Origin of the sequence: Kocuria sp. HMSC066H03 (assembly GCF_001812045.1) — a bacterium.
Taxonomy (GTDB): Bacteria; Actinomycetota; Actinomycetes; order Actinomycetales; family Micrococcaceae; genus Kocuria; species Kocuria rhizophila.
Genome location: NZ_KV807506.1, coordinates 596,990 through 616,368, shown reverse-complemented (window position 1 = coordinate 616,368; position 19,379 = coordinate 596,990). Strand labels below are relative to the sequence as shown.

The window sequence follows — 19,379 nt, the reverse complement described above, 5'->3', positions numbered from 1 at the left end:
TCACCACTCCGGGGCGATCTCGATCTCCGCGCCGTCCAGGTCCTCGGACCACTCCACCTGGCAGGTCAGGCGGGAGTTGTCGTGACGGGTGTCGTCCAGCATCTCCAGGAGGTCTTCCTCCTCCTCGTTGGTGCCGCCCGTCTTCACGAACGTCTCCTGGTCAAGGTACGAGTGGCACGTGGAGCACGAGGCGTTGCCGCCGCACGTGGCCAGGATGGGGAACTTGTTGCGGGTGAGGCACTCCATGAGGGACTCGAAGTCCTTCCACTCCACACCCTCGGTGCGCACACCGTCGCGGTCGGTCACGTTGATCTGGATGCTGCTCACTCGCCTGGACCTCCTGGGGCACTCGCCCCGGCCGAATTGTTCTGGGAACCAGCCGCCATTCTACGAGCGCCCGTCAAACCCCGCGTCATCGCACGACGCCGCCCGGCCGGCTTCCGCACGCGGGTCCCGTGCCGCCCGTGCCACCCGTGCCGCCCGGGGTGCTCGGGGCGCGGCCGGGGGGGGTGCATCGCACCGGGGGCGCCAGCCAGGGGCCTGGACCGCACTGCCGAACCGGCCCGCACCCGCCGGGGCGGGCGGCGTCGTTCGCGCAGCGGGGCTTCAGCCCATGCGGCGGACGGTCAGCGCCTGGGCCACCCGGCCGATCGGGCCCTGCTCGTCGAAGAGCTCCGAGTGGGTCAGGCCCACGCCGTCCCCGCCGAACTCCACGTTGGTGCCCAGGCCCACCCACGCGGAGACCGGGGCGCGGAACATGTGGATGGTGAGGTCCACGTTGGGGAACGCCCACGGGCCGATCTCCACGCGGGGCGCCAGGCCGTTGGCGGCGTCCACCGCGCTGATGAACTGGGCGGTGGGGGAGGACTCCTCGCCCTCCACCACGGCCTTGCTGATCCGCAGCCAGCCCGCGCCGCTGCCCGGGCGGGGCATGCGCGCCACGCGGGCCTCGAGGGAGCCGATGTAGCCGCCGCCCCACTGCTCGTACATGTTCAGCTCCTCGCACTGCTCCAGCGGCGTGAGCGGCTCGATCTCCCCGCCCGCCACGTCCTGGGTGTCCGAGGTCTTCAGCCGCCACATGCTCAGCCGGATGCAGTCCCGCCCGCCGCTGCTCATGGTGGCCTCCACCAGCTCGATGGTCTTGCCCGGGCGCAGCACGCGGGTGTGCACCTCGATCTCGCCGCCGGCGATGAACCCCAGGATGTCGAACGAGAAGCGCACCGGGATCATGTCCTCGCGCGGGTGGTTGCGCTCGATCTCGTGCACCAGCAGCCCGGAGGACGCCGCCATGTGCTGCTCCTGGGGGCTCCATGCACCCTGGGTGAACACGGTGGTGCGGAAACTGTGCTCACCGGTGCGGATGTAGTGGGCGTCCGGGGTGTCCTCGCCGTTCACGCCCAGGTGGCCCACGGGCTGCTCGTCGCTCATGCGCTGATCCTCTTCCTGTCCGGGCCGTGGGCGCGCGGCGCATCCCAGGGGACACCCCCATCCACGGCCAAAGTGTGTGCCGGATTACACCCTAGGGGGAGGGCCGTGTGAACGCCTACCGGCGCGTAGTGCGAGCTCGCGCCTGTCCCGCGGGAGTTCTCGGTGAGCCGAGCTCCTGCCACGGACACCGGGCGGGATCAGGGCAGGGCGAGCCGGAACACCTTGCGCCACGCCTGGAACACCTGGCGGGGCAGCGGACCGGAGGTGTAGCGGATCCCGTACTGCTGGCAGATCTCCCGCACGCGCGGTGCGATCTGGGCCAGCCGGTTGGAGGGCATGTCCGGGAACAGGTGGTGCTCGATCTGGAAGGAGAGGTTGCCGCTCATGAAGTGCATGAGGCGGGAGCCGTCGATGTTCGCGGATCCCATGGCCTGCCGCCGGTACCAGTGCCCCCGCGACTCGTTCTCCACCTCGTCCTCCGTGAAGGTCTCTGCACCGTCCGGGAAGTGGCCGCAGAAGATCACCGCGTGCGCCCAGATGTTGCGGATCACGTTCGCCGCCAGGAAGCCCTTGATCGACGCCTTCCCCGACCCGGTGAGGGACGCCAGCAGGGGCGAGACCACGAAGTCCTTCGCGGACTGCCGCCCGAGCTTCTTCATCACGCGCTTGAAGTCCTCCCAGGTGGCTCGGCCGGACTTGGTCCCGGCGCGGAACTGGTCCAGCTCCACGTCGTAGATGGCGATCCCCCACTCGAAAGCCGGGGCCAGGAGGAGGTTGATCACGGGATTGAGCAGGTTCACCGGCCGCCACGGCTGGTCCGGGTCCATGCGCAGCACGTTGTACCCCACGTCCCGGTCCTTGCCGAGCACGTTGGTCCAGGTGTGGTGGAGATCGTTGTGGGTGCGCTGCCAGCCGACGGACGGTGCCACGAAGTCCCACTCCCACGTGGTGGAGTGGATCTCCTTGTCGTTCATCCAGTCCCACTGACCGTGCAGGACGTTGTGCCCGATCTCCATGTTCTCCAGGATCTTGCCCACGCTCAGGCAGCCCACGCCGCTCCACCACAGGGGCTTGTGCCGGGAGAAGATCATGCACGCGCGCCCCGTCAGCTCCAGGCCGCGCTGCAGGGCCACCACACGGCGGATGTATCGCGCGTCCGACTGCCCGCGCTGGGAGAAGATGTCCTCCCGCACGGCGTCGAGCTGTGCCGCGAGGTCGTCGAGTTCCGCCCGCGTGAGATTCAGGGGATCACCCGGTGGACGCGGCGCTGTTCTGGTGTCCGGGGTGGGGGTGGCTGAGGTGAGCGTCATGGGGGTTCCTTTGTTCAAGGGGTGCAGGCCGGAGGGATCGGTACCGGCGGAGAGGGGAGAGTGGTGGGTGTCAGGCGTCGAATGCGGCGTAGGGGGAGGGCCTCGTCACGCAGGTCTGGATGGGCCCGGGTTCCCGGTGGAGCTCACCGGTGCGGATGTTGGTGACCGCTCCGTCCGTCATGGGAATCAGGCAGCTGTGGCAGATGCCCATCCGGCAGCCGTGGGGCAAGGGGTGCTCGGCGCGTTCGGCGGCCTCCAGGATGGTGTCGCGCTCACCCACCGCCACGGTGAGGCCGCTGCGCTGGAGACGGATCTCTCCCGGGCGCCCGCCGGTGGCTGCGCGCGCCACATCGAACCTCTCCACCACGGGGGCGTGGCCGGAAACCTCCCCCAGTGCCTCCACGGCCGTGACGAAGGAGTCTGGGCCGCACGCGTACGTCGCGCGCGCCCGGTGGTCGGGGCACAGCGCGCCCACCTCACCCGGGTCCGCGGCGTCGAGCCTGCCGCGCTCCTCGGTGAACCAGAGGACCGGGCGGAGGCCGGGGAACTGGTCGGCGAGCTCCAGGATCTCGTCGTGGAAGATGCACGACTCCCGGTTCCTGGCCACGTAGACCAGGACCACGTCGTGATCCGGTCTGCGAGGCATGAGGGTCCGCAGCATGGACATCACCGGGGTGATGCCGGAACCGGCCACCATGAAGAGCAGCTCCGTGGGCATCTCCGGGAGGATGAACTGACCCTCCGGGCGCTCCAGGTACAGCACATCCCCGGGAGCGGCCCGGTGGACGAGGTGCTCGGACACGGTGCCCTGGGCCCTGACGGTGATCGAGGGGTCGCCGTGCTCGGGAGCGCTGAGGGAGTAGGGGCGCCAGATCCGCTTCCCGTCCACCTCCACGCCGATCCGCGCCCACTGGCCCGCGCGGTGCGGGATCCAGCCGTCGCCGGCGGTGAAGAAGGCGGTCACGGTGTCGGGCGTCTCCCGGTGGATGCGGGTGATCCGCCCGCGCGTGTAGTGGGCGCTCGAGAGTGCGCCGAAGAGTTGTGCGAAAGAGCGCGGATCCTGGGGGTAGCTCAGGATGCCGGCTGCTGTGTGGAGGAATCTCACGATCCCGGAGCGGCCCATGCCCAAGTTCTATCCGATTGATAAGCAGGCTGGCAATCCCTGCGGGCCCTTTTCATCCTTCGGGCTTCCTGGAGGCGCTGCGGCGTGGCGCACCCCTGCAACGAAGAACACCCCGAACCTGAGGTTCGGGGTGTTCTCGAAGTCCCTGATCGGGACAGTGGCGGTGACGGTGGGATTTGAACCCACGTTGGCTTTGACACCAAACATCATTTCGAGTGATGCACCTTCGGCCGCTCGGACACGTCACCAGCTCCCAGCACTTTACAGGCCGGGACGCAACCCCTCCAAACCGGAGCCGTGTGCTGGCACGGTCCGCGGCGGCGTCGGGGTGCCTGGCTGTGAGGCGGGGATCGGCCGGTGCGGTGGGAGCTGGCGCGGGCTGGCTACGGAATGCCGGGGCGCCGGAGGGTCGGGGGCGAGGCCGCGCGGGGGCGGCGTCGTGCCGCGGAGCGGTCAGCGGCGCTCAGCGGTGGGTGCGGAAGAACTCGCGCAGCAGGGCGGCGCACTCGCTCTCCCGGACGCCCCCGGTGACCTCCACCCAGTGGTTGAGGCGGGGGTCCCGCACGATGTCGAACACCGAGCCGCACGCCCCGGCCTTCGGGTCCCACGCGCCGAACACCACGGTGGGCACGCGCGCCAGCACGATGGCCCCGGCGCACATGGCGCACGGCTCCAGAGTGACGACGAGGGTGCATCCCTCCAAGCGCCACTCACCGCGCTGTGCGGCCGCCTCGCGCAGGGCCAGCACTTCCGCGTGCGCGGTGGGATCGCCGCACTCCTCGCGACGGTTGCGGCCGGTGCCGATGACCCGGCCGTCCGCGTCCAGGACGACGGCGCCGATGGGCACGTCCCCGGACCCCGCCGTGAGTGCCGCCTCGGAAAGCGCCAGGTCCATCCAGCCCGCGAGCTGGATGGACCTGGCGGTGTGCGGAAGAGACATCAGGGTCAGCGCTGGACCCGGTTCTGGTTGAACCAGGCCGAGGTGGGCGCCTTGTACGCGGTGACGATCCAGAGGATGTCCACGATCAGCTTGGCGACGACCAGCACGATGATGATGATGTTCCACGGCGCGGGGTAGATGCCCAGACCGAACACGCTGAACAGGGACGAGAGGATCGCGATGGCCGCGAACACCGTGCCCAGGATGCGGGCCCAGTTCTTGCCCTTCTTCAGGAACGTGTAGACCAGCAGGTAGAGGGCCGCGGTGACGACGAGACCCACCACTGTGCCTGCGGTGCCTCCGACACCAGCGGCCTGGTCAGCCGCCTTGGTGGCCATCTCCGTGCTCAGGCCCTTGTCTTTGAAGTACTGCAGGTAGTCGACGTTCGCCGAGGCGATCAGACCCACGATGCCGTTGAGCACGTAGATGCCCAGGGAGATCAGGGTCAGCTTCAGCAACCGGTCCACGGTGGAGGGGCGCTCCATCGTGCCGGTGTACTGGCCGGGGTTGTACTCCGCGGTGCCGTACTTCCCGCCGGCCTGACCGTACTGCTGATCGGAGGGCTGGCCGTTGGGGCCACCCTGCGGTGCGCCGTTGACCGCGCCCTGGCCGTAGGGCATGGGCTGGCCGGACTGTCCCGGGCCGGGCTGTCCGAGGGCGCCGGACTGCGGGTTCTGCGGTTCGTTCGGAGTGGTGCTCATGACTGCCGTCCTTTCATCGGGTGGTGCGAGTGGTGGTGCAGGTGTGGGGGGTCACTCGTAGCGCAGGGCGGTGATGGGATCCTGGCGGGCGGCCCGCACGGCGGGGATGGTGCCGGCCAGGAAGGCGATGAACATGACCGAGAGGATGATCAGGGCAATGTTCACGGGGTTGAACAGGAACAGGCTCAGTCCGGGCAGCGAGGACAGCAACCCGTTGGACAGCACCCCGCTGAGGATGCTTCCGGCGGCCACGGCCACGGCCGCCCCGATGGCGGAACCCAGGAAGCCGATGAAGACCGCCTCCAGGGAGAACAGCCCGAAGATCTTGCCGCCGCTCATGCCCAGCGCCTTCATGAGCCCGATCTCCCGGGTGCGCTCCTGCACGGACATCAGCAGGGTGTTCACGATGCCGAAGCCGGCGGCGAGCAGCGCGATGATCGCGAAGGAGTTGAGGATCCACACGATGCCGTTGATGACCGCGCGGAACATGCCCAGCTGGTCCTCCACGGTCTGACCCCGCATCTGCTCGTCGGCGAGCGCGGACTTGATGGAGCCCACCTTGGACATGTCGTCCACGGTGGCCGTGGCGGTGAAGTAGGAGTTCGGCACCTTCCGCGGGCTGCCCGAGGCCTGGTAGTCGTACAGCTTCTTGTTCAGGCCCGCAGAGGGGATGGGGTTGTCGGAGGAGCCGGCCAGGGATGCCTGGGACACGCCCGAGACCTTCGCCGTGAACGTCTTGTCCTGGTCCACGGCGTTGCCGATGGCGATCTTCACGGTCTTGCCCACGGCGTCCTGGTTCGATCCCAGGCCCAGCGGCTCCACCCAGGAGGCCGGGAGCAGGATCTCGTCCTTGGCGCGCTCGGGAACCTCACCGGACTCCAGCTGCAGCCCGTCCGCCTCGGGGGGCGAGCCCAGGCTCAGCTTGAACTTCTTGCCGTCGGCGGACTCCAGGTACTTGGGGGTGACCAGGTACATGGGGTCCACGGAACCCACGCCGTCGATCTTCTCGATCTTGTCGATGTCCGAATCCGTGAGCCCGCTGACGGAGCCGAAGCCCAGCCGCACGTCGGCCTCGTCGGGGTTGTACTCGGTGGGTCCGTCCTCCTCGTTCGAGCCGGGGGTGGACTGCTCGGAGACCTTCTGGACGAACAGGGCGTTCTCGTTGCCGAACGCGGCCACGGTCTTGTCGATGTAGTCGTTGACGCCGGTGCCGATCCCCGAGGTCAGGGTGAGCGTGAACGAGCCGATGAAGATCGCGATCACGGTCAGGACGGTGCGCGCCTTGGACCGGAAGGTGTTGCCGATCGCCGTGCGCAGCAGATCGATGAATTTCACGCGGTGGCTCCTGGCTGGTCGGTGGTGCTGGTGGGGGCCGCGTGCCTGCCGGGGCGCGACGGTTCCTGCGCGGCGCGGGCGATCTCGGCGGCGTCGTCCTCGGTGAGGGTCACGATCGCGCCGGTCGCGGGCTCCGTGACCTGCTGGACCCCGGCGGGCTGCTGGGCCCAGGGGTGCTCCTGCGCCCGGTCCTGCTCGGCGACGCCGCTCGTGTTCTTGCCGGGGTTCGGCACCACCTCACCGTCCACCAGGTAGATCTGACGCGAGCAGCGCTGGGCGAGGTCCTCGTCGTGCGTGACGACCACCAGGGTGATGCCCTGGTCCCGGTTGAGACCGAAGAGGATGTCCTCCACCACCTTGGAGGTGGCGGAGTCCAGGTTGCCCGTGGGCTCGTCCGCGAAGATCACGGACGGGTTGTTGATCAGAGCGCGCGCGATCACCACGCGCTGCTTCTGGCCGCCGGAGAGATCGGTGGCCTTGTTGTCCGCCTTGTCCGCCATCTCCAGCTGCTCGAGCGCCTCCAGTCCCCGGCGCTTGCGCTCGGATGCCGGGACACCGGCGATCTTCAGCGGCAGCGTGACGTTCTCCAGCACGCTCTGGTTGGGGGTCAGGAAGAACTGCTGGAACACGAAGCCGAACGCGGAGTTGCGCAGCTCGTTGAGCTCCTTGGCGCTGAGATCGCCCGTGGGCCTGCCCTCCAGCGCCACCACGCCGTGCGTGGGGCCGTCCAGCAGGGCCAGCAGGTGCATGAGGGTGGACTTGCCCGAACCGGACTTGCCCACCACGGCCACCGACTCGCCCTTGCCGATCTCCAGGTTGATGCCCTTGAGGGCGTCGAACCTGGTGTCGCCCCTGCCGTAGATCTTGACCAGGTTCTCCGTTTCGAGAACGGGAGCCGCCATGTGTGGTGCCCCTTCCGAGGGTTGCCGTGCACGGGATGTCTGTGAAGTCACACTGTGTTCCCCCCGAGAATAGAGCACGGCCTCCCGGCACCGGCGGAGGAGGGTGGGCCCGTGACGACATCGTGACGCCCCGCCGGCGGGGTCCACGGCGCAGGTGGTGTCCGGTGAACCCCCGGGCCAGCGCCTCCGGCCGCCACCTCCGGTCGACGACTCGGGCCGGCACCGCGGCAGGTGTCCCGGTGCGGCGCGACGGGAGGGGCGCCGCGGCGTGGTTCAGGTGCTCGGAGTGGCCCCGCAACCCCGTCCGCGGGGCGCGACTGCTAGATTCTGGGTATGCGAGTCACCGTCTTGGATCACCCGTTGGTCGCCCACAAGCTGAGCGTGTTGCGTGAGAAGGACACGTCCTCCCCCGTGTTCCGCCAGCTGGTGGAGGAGCTGGTCACGCTGCTGGCCTACGAGGCCACCCGCGAGGTGCGCGTGGAGCCGAAGACCATCCAGACCCCGGTGGCCGAGACGCAGGGCACCGCTCTGAGCCGGCCGCGTCCGCTGGTGGTGCCGATCCTGCGCGCGGGCCTGGGGATGCTCGAGGGCATGACCCGCCTGGTCCCCACGGCTGAGGTCGGCTTCCTGGGCATGGCCCGGGACGACACCACCCTGGACATCATCACCTACGCCGAGCGGCTGCCGGACGACCTCACGGGCCGCCAGGTGTACGTGCTGGACCCCATGCTCGCCACGGGTGGCACCCTGAGCGAGGCCATCAAGTTCCTCTACCGCCGCGGCGCGGAGGAGATCACGTGCGTGTGCCTGCTGGCCGCGCCCGAGGGGCTGGAGCGTCTGGAGCGCGAGCTCGGGGACAGCCAGGTCAACGTGGTTCTCGCGTCCGTGGACGAGCGGCTGGACGAGAACGCGTACATTGTCCCGGGCCTGGGGGACGCCGGGGACCGGCTGTACGGCGTGGTGGACTGAGCCCACCCAGTTCTCCACTCGCGGGACGTCCGACCCCATCCGGGCGGGAAAAGCAAGCAGTTTTCCACGGGGAGTAACCGGGGGCGTGTCCCATCTCACGATGCGAGAAAATCGCGCGTATATTACTTGCCAGTGGAGTCGTGTGTCGCCGAACATGGACGATAACGCCGTTTTCCAGTGAATTCACGGGAACGGGGCTCAACGAGGCAGGGGTTGGAATGTCAGGCGCACCGGGTTACGTCCACATCTCGCAGCGGCACCGTGTGCCCGGCGCCCAGCCCGCCGCGCGCACTCGTGGAACCCATCGCGCCCCGATCGGGTCGGAGGACCACCGGCACCTGCGCTCCGTGGCCGCGGACTTCGCGCCCCAGGCCCGCCCCGAGGCGCAGGCGGTGCTCGAGCAGCAGCCCACGGAGGCCCGGGGCTTCGTGCTCTACGTGGGCGTGGACGAGCAGGCCGCGGCGGACCGCGGCATCAACCTGGTCCAGCTGGTGCAGGAGATCCGCCAGCACATCCGCTCCACGGTTCCCGAGTCCGACTCCTACGCGGCCGTGGCCCTCGCCCCGGTGAACGCCGAGGGCACGGACTTGGAGGTCGTGCGCAGCGCACTGGGGGACCCCACCTTCACGGACCCGGTCATCGAGCCCCTGACCCCGCTGCCGGCCTGCGGTGCCGGCAGTCGCATCGACCACCAGCGCGTGGGCGTGCTGATCGACCTGTCCCGCCGCGAGGTGTTCCTGGACGGGGACCTGCTGAACCTCACCCACCGCGAGTTCGAGCTGCTCAACTACCTGGTGGAGAACGGCACCCGCACCGTGGGCCGCACCGAGTTGCTCGACAGCCTCTGGGGGGATGCCGAGGAGATCCCCTCCGAACGCACGATCGACGTCCACGTCCGGCGGCTGCGCTCCAAGCTGGGACGCCTGGCCAACACGGTGCGCACCGTGCGCGGGCAGGGCTACCGGTTCTACGACCACCCCGAAGTGGTCGTGTGGGCCGCCCCCGAGTACTCCATCTGACGGCCTTCCGGCTCATCCGGCCGAGACTCCACGCCCCGCCGGTGCAACCACTGTGCGCACTCAGGACGCCACTGCCCATGCCGCGCGCCGCGCACGACGCCGCCCGCAACGGTGCCCGGTGGCGTCGCCAGCCGGGGTGAGCGGCCCGTGACAGACTGGCACGCATGACGCGCCACGACCTCAAGCAGCTGGTGATCATGCGCCACGGGGAAGCCGACTTCCCGCGGGACGTGCCGGACCACGACCGTCCGCTCGTGCCCCGCGGAGCGCGGGAGGCCGCGGCGGCGGGTGCGTGGCTGGCGGAGAACGCACCGCCCGAGATGATCCTGGTCTCGCCGGCCCTGCGTACCCGACAGACGGTCACGTGGGTGTGCCACGAGCTCGGGGAGAGGGCCCCCACCCCGCAGCTGTGGGACTCGCTGTACAACGGTTCGGACGCGCAGCTGCTGGCCGCGGTCAACCACGTGCCGGAATCCGTGCGCACCCTGCTGGTGGTCGCGCACATGCCCGGTGTCCTGGACGCCGTGCTGCGCCTGGCCTCACGGGACTCGGACCAGGACGCCATGATGGACGCCGCCGCGGGGTTCCCCACCGCGGGAACGGCGGTGCTGGAGGTTGCCGGGGACTGGGCCCTGCTCGACGGTGCCGACGCCCGGCTCACGCGGTTCCACGCCCCGCGGGTGTGAGGGGGCCGGCGCGCTCACTGTGCGCGTTGCTCCACGGCCCGGCGGCGGAATGACGATCTGTGCCACGGGCGGCACCCCTGGGCCTGCGCTTCGGGGGTCCCGCGCCGCGACACCATCGCCGGGCACCCGGGCCGTCCCGGGTCAGTGCCTGGCCTCGCAGGCCACACCGTCCCCGTCCCCGTCCAGACCGGTGCGGTACCCGGGGGAGCCCGCGTACAGGGGTGCCATCCCGGCGGCGCGCGCGTCCACGCACCGGGAGAAGTAGAGGTCCCCGGAGGGGGCGTTGGCGGGTGGTGCCCCGGGTGCCGGTGCGGCGGGTGGTGCCGGCTGCGCGGGGGCCGCGGGCTGGGCAGGAACCTCCGCGACGGGCTCGTCCACGGGCTCGTCCACGGGCGCCGGCCACTGGCGCGCACGCGGCAGCTGCTGGCCGGGGCAGGCCTCCAGCACCCGGACCATCGCGTTCTTCTCCGCGTCCGTGACCCACAGCTCGTAGTTCTTCTTCACCGCGATCTGCGTGGCCACGTACTCGCAGCGCTCACCCGTGGCAGGCGGCAGCCAGGTGGCGGCGTCCCCGTCCGACTTGCGGTTGTTGCTGGGGCCGTCCACGGCCAGCAGGTTGAGGGGGTCGTTGGCGAGCTCGGTGCGCCGGGCGGCGTCGAGCTGCTGGGCGCCCTTCTGCCACGCGTCGGAGAGCGCGACCACGTGGTCGATCTGCACCTCGGAGCTGGTGTCCTGCCCCGCCGTGAAGGCCGTGGCCACCCCGGTGTACGGGCTCAGCAGGGAACCGGCCGCGACCGTGCAGCCGTGCGTCCCGGGCTTCACGTCGATCCCCGTGAGGTCCCGGCGCAGCACGTCGTTGCGGGTGTCGCAGCCATTGTGGTCCGTGTCCGCCCAGCGCGGTCCGAACTCGTCCCGGGAGTAGCCGGTCTTGGGGGCGCGGCCCTTCACTGGTATCTCGTCCAGCGCCGCCAGCGCCGTGCCGGGCGCGGCATCGCGCGTGCGGTCCTCGGCGCGGTGCTCCCCGGCGGACGACGACGCCGCGCTCGGCCCGGGCGCCCCGGTGCGGCTCGCAGGGGCGGCGGGCGTGGTGGAGGGGGCCGGCGGCGTCGTCGTGCTCCGCGCGGTGCCGGAGCCTGTGGAGGACGCAGACGGTGTCGGAGCGCCCGGCGTGCCGCACCCGGTGAGGGCCAGGACGAGGGCGGAGGCGGCGAGGGCGAACCGTGCGGTGGGGGAGGTGCGGGGGGAAGTCAGGGGGATCTCGATCCTGCCGGTGCCGCGGGGGCGGCGTTCAACGCAAGAACCCCGCATCCGGGGGATGCGGGGTTCTGAGGGAGTGCGCCCGGAGGGATTCGAACCCCCAACCTTCTGATCCGTAGTCAGATGCTCTATCCGTTGAGCTACGGGCGCCTCTGTTTCGCAACCACGGGCTGCGCAACGGGTAATAACTTACACCCGAGGGCCCCTGGGGACAAATCGTGGAACGGGCGGCCCGGGGGCACACCGCGCCGTCATGGGGGACGGCGCGCGGCCTCCCCGCGATAGACTCGGCCCACACCCCTGTGCCACCCAGGAGAGCCTGGACCCCGGCGCCGCCCCACAGCGACGTGGAGAGCTCGGACCGGAAGGGTCAGGCCCCAGGGGGCGCGGCACGCACGACGGCCTCAACGAGGAGACATGTCAATGGCTGACAACAGCACGGCAAGCATCGGGACCACGGAACTCAACCAGGAGGTCCGGCAGTCGCTGGAGAATCCCCCCACGGACTACCGCGGGCTGGTGGACTGGGTGCGGGAGATCGCGGAGCTGGCGCAGCCCGACCGCATCCACTGGGCCGACGGCTCGGACGCCGAGTGGACGCAGCTGACTGACCAGATGGTCGAGGCGGGCACCCTGGTGCGGCTGTCCGAGGAGAAGTTCCCCAACTCCTTCGCGGCGTTCTCGGATCCCGAGGACGTGGCGCGTGTGGAGGAGCGCACCTTCATCTGCACCAAGACCCAGAAGGGAGCGGGCCCCACCAACAACTGGGAGGACCCGCAGGTCATGAAGGAGACGCTGAACAAGCGCTTCTCCGGTGCCATGCGCGGGCGCACCATGTACGTGATCCCGTTCGTGATGGGCTCCCTGGACGCGCAGAAGCCCCAGTACGGCGTGGAGATCTCGGACTCCCCCTACGTGGTGTGCTCCATGCGCATCATGGCCACGATCGGCAGCGAGGTCCTGGACAAGATGTCCCGGGACAAGGCTCCGTTCGTGGAGTGCGTCCACTCCCTCGGCGCCCCGTTGGCTCCGGGCGAGCAGGACGTGCCCTGGCCCTGCAACCCCGCCAAGTACATCGTGCAGTTCCCCGAGGACCGCGCCATCTGGTCCTTCGGCTCCGGCTACGGCGGCAACGCCCTGCTGGGCAAGAAGTGCTACGCGCTGCGCATCGCCTCCGCGATCGCCCACGACGAGGGCTGGCTGGCCGAGCACATGCTCATCCTCAAGGTCACCGACCCCGAGGGCGACTCCCGCTTCATCGCCGCGGCCTTCCCGTCCGCGTGCGGCAAGACCAACTTCGCCATGCTCGAGCCCACCGTGCCCGGGTGGAAGGCCGAGATGGTGGGTGACGACATCGCCTGGATCCGCTTCGGCAAGGACCGCACCCCGCGCGTGGTCAACCCCGAGGCCGGGCTGTTCGGTGTGGCGCCGGGAACCGGCTGGTCCACCAACCCGAACGCCATGCACGCGATCGCCCGCGGCAACACCATCTTCACCAACGTGGCCCTCACGGACGACGGCGGCGTGTGGTGGGAGGGCATGACCGACGAGGTCCCCGAGCACCTCACGGACTGGAAGGGCAACGACTGGACCCCGGACGCCGGGCGCCCCGCCGCGCACCCGAACTCCCGGTTCTGCACGCCCATCAAGCAGGTGGACATGCTCGCGCCCGAGTACGACGACCCCGAGGGCGTGCCGCTGTCCGCGATCATCTTCGGTGGCCGCCGCAAGACCACGGTGCCCCTGGTGTCCGAGTCCTTCGGCTGGGAGCACGGCGTGTTCCAGGGTGCCACGCTGTCCTCCGAGACCACCGCCGCCGCCAAGGGCGCGGTGGGTGTGGTCCGTCGCGACCCCATGGCCATGCTCCCGTTCATCGGCTACAACGCCAACGACTACCTGGAGCACTGGCTGGACACCGGCGCCCGCATGGGTGAGGAGAACATGCCGCGGATCTACTACGTGAACTGGTTCCGCCGCACCCCGGACGGCGGCTTCGCGTGGCCCGGCTTCGGTGAGAACTCCCGCGTGGTCAAGTGGATCGTGGAGCGCCTCAAGGGCACCGCGGGCGGTCAGGAGACCCCCGTGGGCATCCTGCCCCGCAAGGAGGACCTGGACCTCACCGGCCTGGACATCTCGGACGAGGAGCTCGACGCCGCCCTGCGCGTGGACAAGGACGAGTGGCTCGCGGAGCTGCCCGGCATCGACGAGTGGTTCGCCCGCCTGCGCGACGTCCCCGAGGTCATCCTCGAGCAGCGCGCCGGCCTGGAGGAGCGCCTGAAGAACAGCTGATGCGGGACCGGCGCCCGCCGGAGCCCACCCCTGCACGAGCACGCCGCGCGGCCGATCCGACCGCGCGGCGTGCTCGTGTCCACCGACGGACGGGTCCCTGAGGAAAGGACGACGATGCGGCTCACGGCCTTCTCCGACATCGCCCTGCGGGTGCTGCTGCTCATGGCCGGGCTGCCGGACGGCACCCGGCTGTCCACACAGCGCATCGCCGAGGGCGTGGGCGCCCCGTACCACCACGTGGCCAAGACCGTGGCGAGACTCCGCGGGATGGGCCTGCTGCGTTCCCAGCGCGGGCGGGCCGGGGGAGTCGTGCTCACCGACGAGGGGCGCGCCGCGAGCGTGGGACAGGTGCTGCGCGTGCTGGAGGCGGACACCGCGATCGTCGAGTGCGAGGCGGACGAGACGGCCTGCCCGCTCAACCACGGGTGCCGGCTGCGCAGCGCGCTCGCGGGCGCGAGGGAGGCCTTCTACCGCGAGCTGGACGCCGTACGCATCGCGGATCTGGTGAACCCGCGACAGGTGGGCCCCATCGCGGTGGAGCTGGGACTGCGTCCGCCCGGCATACGGGAGGGCCCTGTGCACCACGAGGGATCCGTGAGCTCGTGAAGTCCGCTCCTGCGGGGCGGTGTGCGCGCGGCCGGGGCACACGGCTGGGGGCACCGCCCCCGCAATAAATAGCATATGGAATGCTAAATTAGTCTCGTCAGGTCACGACGAGAGGAAACCGCCATGCTGTCCGAGAAGTCCCGCCCGGTCATCGCCCAGACCCTGGGCGTCGTCGCCGAACGGATCCCGCACATCACCCCGGAGTTCTACCGGTCGATGTTCGAGGCCCGCCCGGACCTGCTGGACGGGATGTTCAGCAGGGCGAACCAGAAGAACGGCACCCAGCCGCAGGCGCTCGCGGGATCCATCGCCATGTTCGCCTCCCACCTGCTGAACCACCCGGACTCCTACCCGGACGAGGTGCTCTCCCGCGTGGCGCACAAGCACGCCTCGCTGGGCCTGAAGCCCGAGGAGTACCCCACCGTCCACGAGCACCTGTTCAAGGCCATCGCCGCTGACCTCGGGGACGCGGCCACGCCCGAGGTGGTCGCAGCGTGGGACGAGGTCTACTGGCTCATGGCGGACGCCCTCATCAAGCTGGAGAAGGGCCTCTACGCCTCGCAGGCGAACGACGTGATGTTCGCGCCCTACCGGGTGGTCTCCAAGGACGAGGTCGCGGACGGGGTGCTCGCGTTCGACCTGGAGCCCGCGGACGGCACGCCCATGACCCCGGCCGTTGCGGGCCAGTACGTGTCCGTCCAGGTCACCGTTCCGGACGGGCTGCGCCAGCCCCGCCAGTTCACGCTGGTTCCCAGTGAGCCCGGGCACCGCCGGGTGGTCGTGCGCGAGGACCCGCAGGGGGAGGTCACCCCGGTGCTGCACCGGGACGTCGCCGTGGGGGACGTGCTGGAGGTCTCCAACCCCTACGGGGACGTGGTCCTGGACCCGGACTCCCGCGCGCCGCTGGTGCTGGTCTCGGCGGGGATCGGAGTCACCCCCGTGCTGGCCTTCCTGGAGCAGCTCGTGCGCGAGGACCCCGAGCGGGAGGTGCTGGTGCTGCACGCGGACCGCTCCGAGGCGGCGTGGCCGTGCCGGGAGCAGGTCCGGGAGTACGTCTCCCAGCTTCCGAACGCGCGCCTGGTCTCGTGGCTCGGCACCCCGGGGGAAGGGGACCACGAGGGGCGGATGGACGTCACCCAGGTGGAGATCCCCACCGGCGCCGAGGTCTTCATGTGCGGCCCGCTCCCGTTCATGCAGTCCGTGCGGTCCCAGGTGATCGACTCCGGCGTGCCCGGCCGGGCGGTCCACTACGAGATCTTCGGCCCGGACCTGTGGATGCTGCACGACGAGGCACGCGCCGCCGCCTGATCCTGCAGCGCATTCGACGACGCCGCGCGGCCCAGTGGGCTGCGCGGCGTCGTCGTACCCGCGGTGGGGCGGGGCGGGCGGTGTCCGGGGGCGCTCAGCCCTGGCGCACGATGCCCAGGACGGTGTCCCGGACGGCCTCCATGGCGGCGGTGTCCGGGGCCTCCACGTTGAGCCGCAGGAAGGGCTCGGTGTTGGAGGGGCGCAGGTTGAACCACCAGCCCTGGGTGGGGTGCGTGAACGTGGTGCCGTCCATGTCCTCGACCGTGACCGCGGGATCGGTCGAGGCGAAGTGCGCGCGCACGCGGTCTACCGCGGCGGCCTTGTCCTCGATCTCGGAGTTGATCTCGCCGGAGGCCACGTAGGGGTCGTAGCGGTCCATGAGGTCGCTGAGCGTGCCGTCCTGCTCGCCCAGGGCCGCCAGGACGTGCATGGCCGCGAGCATCCCGGTGTCCGCGTTGAAGAAGTCCTTGAAGTAGTAGTGCGCGGAGTGCTCACCGCCGAAGACCGCGTGCTCGGAGGCCATCACGGCCTTGATGAACGAGTGGCCCACACGGGTCCGCACGGCGCGGCCGCCGTTCGCCTCGATCAGCTCGGGCACGGCCTTCGAGGTGATGAGGTTGTGGATCACCGCGGGCTGCTCCTCGCCCGCGGCCCGGGCCCGGGCGATCTCGCGCTCGGCCACGATCGCGGCCACGGCGGAGGGGGAGACCGGCTCGCCGTCCTGGTCCACCACGAAGCAGCGATCGGCATCCCCGTCGAACGCGAGGCCGATGTCGGCGCCGTGCTCCCGCACGGCCTTCTGCAGGTCCACCAGGTTGGCGGGCTCCAGCGGGTTGGCCGGGTGGTTGGGGAACGTGCCGTCCAGCTCGAAGTACAGGGGCACGATCTCCAGCGGCAGCGCGTCCAGCAGGGCATCCCCCAGAACGGCGGGGGTGGTGAGACCGGCCATGCCGTTGCCGGCGTCCACCACGACCTTCAGGGGGCGGATGCCGCTCAGGTCCACGAGCGAGCGCAGGTAGTGGGCGTAGTCGCCCAGCACGTCCCGGCGCGTCACCTGGCCGCGGCGCTCGGCCGCGGGGATCTCCCCGGCGTCCAGGAAGCCCTGGGCGGTGTCCCGGATCTCGTAGAGCCCGGTGTCCGAGGACACGGGCACCGCGCCCGCCTTCGCCATCTTGATGCCGTTGTACTGGGCGGGGTTGTGGCTCGCGGTGAACGTGGCGCCCGCGCAGTCCAGGGTGCCGCACGCGAAGTACAGCTCGTCCGTGGAGATGCTGCCGATCACCGTGACGTCCGCCCCGCGCCGCGTGGCGCCGTCCGCGAAGGCCTCGATGAACTCCGGGGAGGAGGGACGCATGTCCCCGCCCACCACCACGGAGGAGCCGGTCAGGCCCAGGACGTCCACGAAGGCCGCGCCGGTGGCCCGCACGCTCTCGGCGGTGATGCTCTCGCCCACGATGCCGCGCACGTCGTAGGCCTTGAATGATGAGGAAAGGTCTGTGGTCACGGTGCACGATTCTACGGGAGCCCCGTGAGCGTCCACGGGCCGATCCGCGGTGCCACGGCATCCGTGGGCCGCTGTGGTTACATGAGAGCCATGGCCGAGTTCCTGAGGATGAGCAACCCGATCCAGCACTACGCCTGGGGGTCCTGCTCGGTGCTCGCCGAGATGCAGGGCCGCCCCGGACCCACCGAGCAGCCCGAGGCGGAGCTGTGGATGGGCGCGCACGCCAGTGCGCCGTCCCGTGTGAGTGTGGACGGGCAGCAGCGCGGGCTCGACGAGCTGGCCCCCCACCTGCCGTTCCTGCTCAAGATCCTGGCCATCGACGCGCCCCTGTCCATCCAGGTCCACCCCACGTCCGACCAGGCCCGGGAGGGGTTCGAGCGGGAGAACGCCGCGGGCATCGCCCTGGACGCCCCCCACCGCAACTACAAGGACCCCCACGCCAAGCCCGAGACCGTGGTGGCACTCACGGACATGTGGCTGCTCGCGGGCCAGCAGAGCCGAGCCCAGCTCTCGGCCGTGGCCGAGGACCTCGGCCTCTCGTGGCTCGCCACGGCGGCCGCCTCCCCCTGTCCGCTGCGCCACGCGCTCGAGCTCTCCGACGACGCCGCCGCGGCCGCCGTCCGTGAGAGCGTCAACGCGGCCGCCCCCGCACCCGACACGGCGGCGTCCGCACAAGAGGGGACCGTGTCGCTGTCCCCCGAGCAGGACGCGAACGAGCGCGCGCGCCGGCTCATCCGGCTGCTGACCCACCACTACCCGGAGGACCGGGGGCTGCTCGTGGCGCTGTGCATGAACGCGGTGCACCTCAGCCCGGGGCAGGCGCTGTTCACCCCCGCGCAGCAGGTCCACGCCTACCTCAGCGGAACGGCCGTGGAGATCATGGGCTGCTCGGACAACGTGCTGCGCGCCGGGCTCACCTCCAAGCACGTGGACGTCCCCGAGCTGCTGCGGGTCATGGCCGAGACCCAGCAGCCCGTGGCACCGCTCGAGACCCGCACCGCGGAGGACGGAGCCGTGCGGTACCCCCTGTGGGACCCGGCCGTCACCCTGCTCAGCGCGCGCGTCACTCCGCAGACGCCGCTCGTGCGGGAGATCGCGGACACGTGCCTGGTGCTCGTCACCGAGGGTTCCCTGGAGGTGGACGCCCACCGCCTGGAGGTGGGCGAGGCGGCCGCCGCGCGCACCGGTGCGGGCGGCGTCGTCGACCCGGAGAAGGAAGCTCCGGGAGCGGGGGGTGCCGCACGGACCGGAGCGGGAACCCGCGCCGGTGCGGGGGAGTCGCTCATCCGTCTGGGTGGACCGTGCACCGTGACGGCCACGGGGACCGGTCAGCTGTTCCTCGTGGAGGCCGTCACCGTCGGGCGACCGGAGGACCCCGATCTCACCCTTTAGGTTGTCGCGCATCCTCGCCGCGAGGGGTTGAATAGCTGGGCCCTGGTTTGACGATGTATGGGAGAACAGATGGACCGGCGGATCGAACGCACCCGCGCAGCGGTGGTGGCGGCCACAGTGGCACTGGTGGCCGACCGCGGTGCGCAGGTGGGGATGACCGAGATCGCCGATGCCGCGGGGGTGAGCCGCAAGGCCGTGTACGAGAACTTCGGATCCCGGGACCAGGTGCTGCGCAGCACCACCGAGTCCCTGCTCCACGAGGTGCCCCTGGAGCCGGAGGCGGCCCGGGCAGAGGGTCGCAGCCCCTGGGACGCTGTCCTGCCGCCCATCGCCCGGCACGTGGAGCAGTTCCGCTCCTTCTACCGGGCCGTCCTGTCCGGGCCGGGATGCTTCATGGTGCGTGACGCGGTGGTGGACCACGCCCTCGCCGGGCTGCGGGAGGTGCGCGAGCAGCGGGGGACCGCCGCGGGCGGGGACGAGGGCGAGTGCGACCGCTTCATCGTCCACGGTCTCGTGGGAGTGATCTCCGACAGCCTGGTCCAGCACCTCCAGGCCGACCTGCAGGGCCTGGTCCGGGAGCTGACCTCTGGTCTGGCCGCGTCCGTGAGCT

General features: G+C 70.5%; 18 protein-coding genes and 2 tRNA genes. 8 read left to right on the top strand and 12 right to left on the bottom strand.

What is annotated here, in order from left to right:
* From HMPREF2833_RS06220 to HMPREF2833_RS06180, 9 genes are all read right to left on the bottom strand, one after another.
* The gene (locus tag HMPREF2833_RS06220) at window positions 1-327 is read right to left on the bottom strand and encodes a 2Fe-2S iron-sulfur cluster-binding protein (RefSeq protein ID WP_019309925.1); all 327 of its coding nucleotides are present in this window, start codon (window positions 325-327) and stop codon (window positions 1-3) included.
* 279 nt (window positions 328-606) lie between these two features.
* Window positions 607-1,428, bottom strand: a complete 822-nt coding sequence (locus tag HMPREF2833_RS06215) for a thioesterase family protein (protein ID WP_070636987.1) — start codon at window positions 1,426-1,428, stop codon at window positions 607-609.
* A gap of 197 nt (window positions 1,429-1,625) precedes the next feature.
* Window positions 1,626-2,738, bottom strand: a complete 1,113-nt coding sequence (locus HMPREF2833_RS06210; RefSeq protein ID WP_070636986.1) for a fatty acid desaturase family protein — start codon at window positions 2,736-2,738, stop codon at window positions 1,626-1,628.
* A gap of 70 nt (window positions 2,739-2,808) precedes the next feature.
* Window positions 2,809-3,861: a flavin reductase family protein gene (locus HMPREF2833_RS06205; protein ID WP_059281444.1), complete on the bottom strand. Its 1,053-nt coding sequence runs from the start codon at window positions 3,859-3,861 to the stop codon at window positions 2,809-2,811.
* Window positions 3,862-4,019: 158 nt separating this feature from the next.
* A tRNA-Ser gene (locus HMPREF2833_RS06200) sits at window positions 4,020-4,109 on the bottom strand.
* 215 nt (window positions 4,110-4,324) lie between these two features.
* Window positions 4,325-4,801, bottom strand: a complete 477-nt coding sequence (gene tadA / locus HMPREF2833_RS06195; protein ID WP_059281445.1) for a tRNA adenosine(34) deaminase TadA — start codon at window positions 4,799-4,801, stop codon at window positions 4,325-4,327.
* 5 nt (window positions 4,802-4,806) lie between these two features.
* Window positions 4,807-5,502 (bottom strand): hypothetical protein, encoded by a 696-nt coding sequence (locus HMPREF2833_RS06190; protein ID WP_059281446.1) that lies wholly within the window; start codon window positions 5,500-5,502, stop codon window positions 4,807-4,809.
* A gap of 51 nt (window positions 5,503-5,553) precedes the next feature.
* A complete protein-coding gene (locus HMPREF2833_RS06185) occupies window positions 5,554-6,837 on the bottom strand; it encodes an ABC transporter permease (protein WP_059281447.1) in 1,284 nt (427 codons plus the stop codon).
* A complete protein-coding gene (locus HMPREF2833_RS06180; RefSeq protein ID WP_059281448.1) occupies window positions 6,834-7,739 on the bottom strand; it encodes an ABC transporter ATP-binding protein in 906 nt (301 codons plus the stop codon). The genes HMPREF2833_RS06185 and HMPREF2833_RS06180 overlap by 4 nt, the downstream gene beginning before the upstream one ends.
* A 333-nt stretch (window positions 7,740-8,072) precedes the next feature.
* On the opposite strand from HMPREF2833_RS06180, the gene upp reads away from it, so the two are divergent.
* The 3 genes from upp (at window position 8,073) to HMPREF2833_RS06165 (ending at window position 10,413) form a co-directional block, all read left to right on the top strand.
* Window positions 8,073-8,708 carry a uracil phosphoribosyltransferase gene (gene upp / locus HMPREF2833_RS06175; RefSeq protein ID WP_019309933.1) on the top strand — a complete coding sequence of 212 codons (636 nt, stop codon included), beginning with the start codon at window positions 8,073-8,075 and terminating at the stop codon, window positions 8,706-8,708.
* A 218-nt stretch (window positions 8,709-8,926) separates the two neighbouring features.
* Window positions 8,927-9,727: a winged helix-turn-helix domain-containing protein gene (locus HMPREF2833_RS06170; RefSeq protein WP_070636985.1), complete on the top strand. Its 801-nt coding sequence runs from the start codon at window positions 8,927-8,929 to the stop codon at window positions 9,725-9,727.
* A 164-nt stretch (window positions 9,728-9,891) separates the two neighbouring features.
* Window positions 9,892-10,413 (top strand): SixA phosphatase family protein, encoded by a 522-nt coding sequence (locus tag HMPREF2833_RS06165; protein ID WP_070636984.1) that lies wholly within the window; start codon window positions 9,892-9,894, stop codon window positions 10,411-10,413.
* Between the two features lie 141 nt (window positions 10,414-10,554).
* Here HMPREF2833_RS06165 and HMPREF2833_RS06160 read toward each other — a convergent pair whose 3' ends face one another.
* Together HMPREF2833_RS06160 and HMPREF2833_RS06155 are read right to left on the bottom strand one after the other, a co-directional pair.
* Window positions 10,555-11,721, bottom strand: coding sequence for a GmrSD restriction endonuclease domain-containing protein (locus HMPREF2833_RS06160; RefSeq protein ID WP_070636983.1), 1,167 nt, complete (start codon window positions 11,719-11,721; stop codon window positions 10,555-10,557).
* 26 nt (window positions 11,722-11,747) lie between these two features.
* Window positions 11,748-11,820, bottom strand: a tRNA-Arg gene (locus HMPREF2833_RS06155).
* A 273-nt stretch (window positions 11,821-12,093) separates the two neighbouring features.
* Between HMPREF2833_RS06155 and HMPREF2833_RS06150 the strand changes: the two genes are divergently transcribed.
* From HMPREF2833_RS06150 to HMPREF2833_RS06140, 3 genes are all read left to right on the top strand, one after another.
* Window positions 12,094-13,959 (top strand): phosphoenolpyruvate carboxykinase (GTP), encoded by a 1,866-nt coding sequence (locus HMPREF2833_RS06150; RefSeq protein WP_047978551.1) that lies wholly within the window; start codon window positions 12,094-12,096, stop codon window positions 13,957-13,959.
* Between the two features lie 114 nt (window positions 13,960-14,073).
* The gene (locus HMPREF2833_RS06145; RefSeq protein ID WP_047978550.1) at window positions 14,074-14,565 is read left to right on the top strand and encodes an RrF2 family transcriptional regulator; all 492 of its coding nucleotides are present in this window, start codon (window positions 14,074-14,076) and stop codon (window positions 14,563-14,565) included.
* 123 nt (window positions 14,566-14,688) lie between these two features.
* Complete coding sequence (locus tag HMPREF2833_RS06140; protein ID WP_047978549.1) at window positions 14,689-15,873, top strand: globin domain-containing protein; 1,185 nt, start codon at window positions 14,689-14,691, stop codon at window positions 15,871-15,873.
* 94 nt (window positions 15,874-15,967) lie between these two features.
* On the opposite strand, the gene HMPREF2833_RS06135 is transcribed toward HMPREF2833_RS06140, so the two are convergent.
* Entirely contained in the window at window positions 15,968-17,377 is a 1,410-nt protein-coding gene (locus HMPREF2833_RS06135) for a phosphomannomutase/phosphoglucomutase (RefSeq protein ID WP_047978548.1), read from the bottom strand.
* Window positions 17,378-17,467: 90 nt separating this feature from the next.
* Between HMPREF2833_RS06135 and manA the strand changes: the two genes are divergently transcribed.
* Complete coding sequence (gene manA, locus HMPREF2833_RS06130) at window positions 17,468-18,769, top strand: mannose-6-phosphate isomerase, class I (protein ID WP_059280775.1); 1,302 nt, start codon at window positions 17,468-17,470, stop codon at window positions 18,767-18,769.
* A gap of 57 nt (window positions 18,770-18,826) precedes the next feature.
* Window positions 18,827-19,379, top strand: a 553-nt coding sequence (locus HMPREF2833_RS06125; protein WP_047978547.1) for a TetR/AcrR family transcriptional regulator, incomplete at its 3' end; no start/stop codon positions are given.

What these genes read in the sequence shown, in the direction of transcription:
- HMPREF2833_RS06205 (WP_059281444.1), bottom strand. Translation starts at nt 3,861, where the DNA reads ATGGGCCGCTCCGGGATCGTGAGATTCCTCCACACAGCAGCCGGCATC.
- HMPREF2833_RS06145 (WP_047978550.1), top strand. Translation starts at nt 14,074, where the DNA reads ATGCGGCTCACGGCCTTCTCCGACATCGCCCTGCGGGTGCTGCTGCTC.
- tadA (WP_059281445.1), bottom strand. Translation starts at nt 4,801, where the DNA reads ATGTCTCTTCCGCACACCGCCAGGTCCATCCAGCTCGCGGGCTGGATG.
- HMPREF2833_RS06150 (WP_047978551.1), top strand. Translation starts at nt 12,094, where the DNA reads ATGGCTGACAACAGCACGGCAAGCATCGGGACCACGGAACTCAACCAG.
- HMPREF2833_RS06180 (WP_059281448.1), bottom strand. Translation starts at nt 7,739, where the DNA reads ATGGCGGCTCCCGTTCTCGAAACGGAGAACCTGGTCAAGATCTACGGC.
- HMPREF2833_RS06210 (WP_070636986.1), bottom strand. Translation starts at nt 2,738, where the DNA reads ATGACGCTCACCTCAGCCACCCCCACCCCGGACACCAGAACAGCGCCG.
- HMPREF2833_RS06170 (WP_070636985.1), top strand. Translation starts at nt 8,927, where the DNA reads ATGTCAGGCGCACCGGGTTACGTCCACATCTCGCAGCGGCACCGTGTG.
- HMPREF2833_RS06165 (WP_070636984.1), top strand. Translation starts at nt 9,892, where the DNA reads ATGACGCGCCACGACCTCAAGCAGCTGGTGATCATGCGCCACGGGGAA.
- manA (WP_059280775.1), top strand. Translation starts at nt 17,468, where the DNA reads ATGGCCGAGTTCCTGAGGATGAGCAACCCGATCCAGCACTACGCCTGG.
- HMPREF2833_RS06190 (WP_059281446.1), bottom strand. Translation starts at nt 5,502, where the DNA reads ATGAGCACCACTCCGAACGAACCGCAGAACCCGCAGTCCGGCGCCCTC.
- HMPREF2833_RS06215 (WP_070636987.1), bottom strand. Translation starts at nt 1,428, where the DNA reads ATGAGCGACGAGCAGCCCGTGGGCCACCTGGGCGTGAACGGCGAGGAC.
- upp (WP_019309933.1), top strand. Translation starts at nt 8,073, where the DNA reads ATGCGAGTCACCGTCTTGGATCACCCGTTGGTCGCCCACAAGCTGAGC.
- HMPREF2833_RS06140 (WP_047978549.1), top strand. Translation starts at nt 14,689, where the DNA reads ATGCTGTCCGAGAAGTCCCGCCCGGTCATCGCCCAGACCCTGGGCGTC.
- HMPREF2833_RS06160 (WP_070636983.1), bottom strand. Translation starts at nt 11,721, where the DNA reads ATGCGGGGTTCTTGCGTTGAACGCCGCCCCCGCGGCACCGGCAGGATC.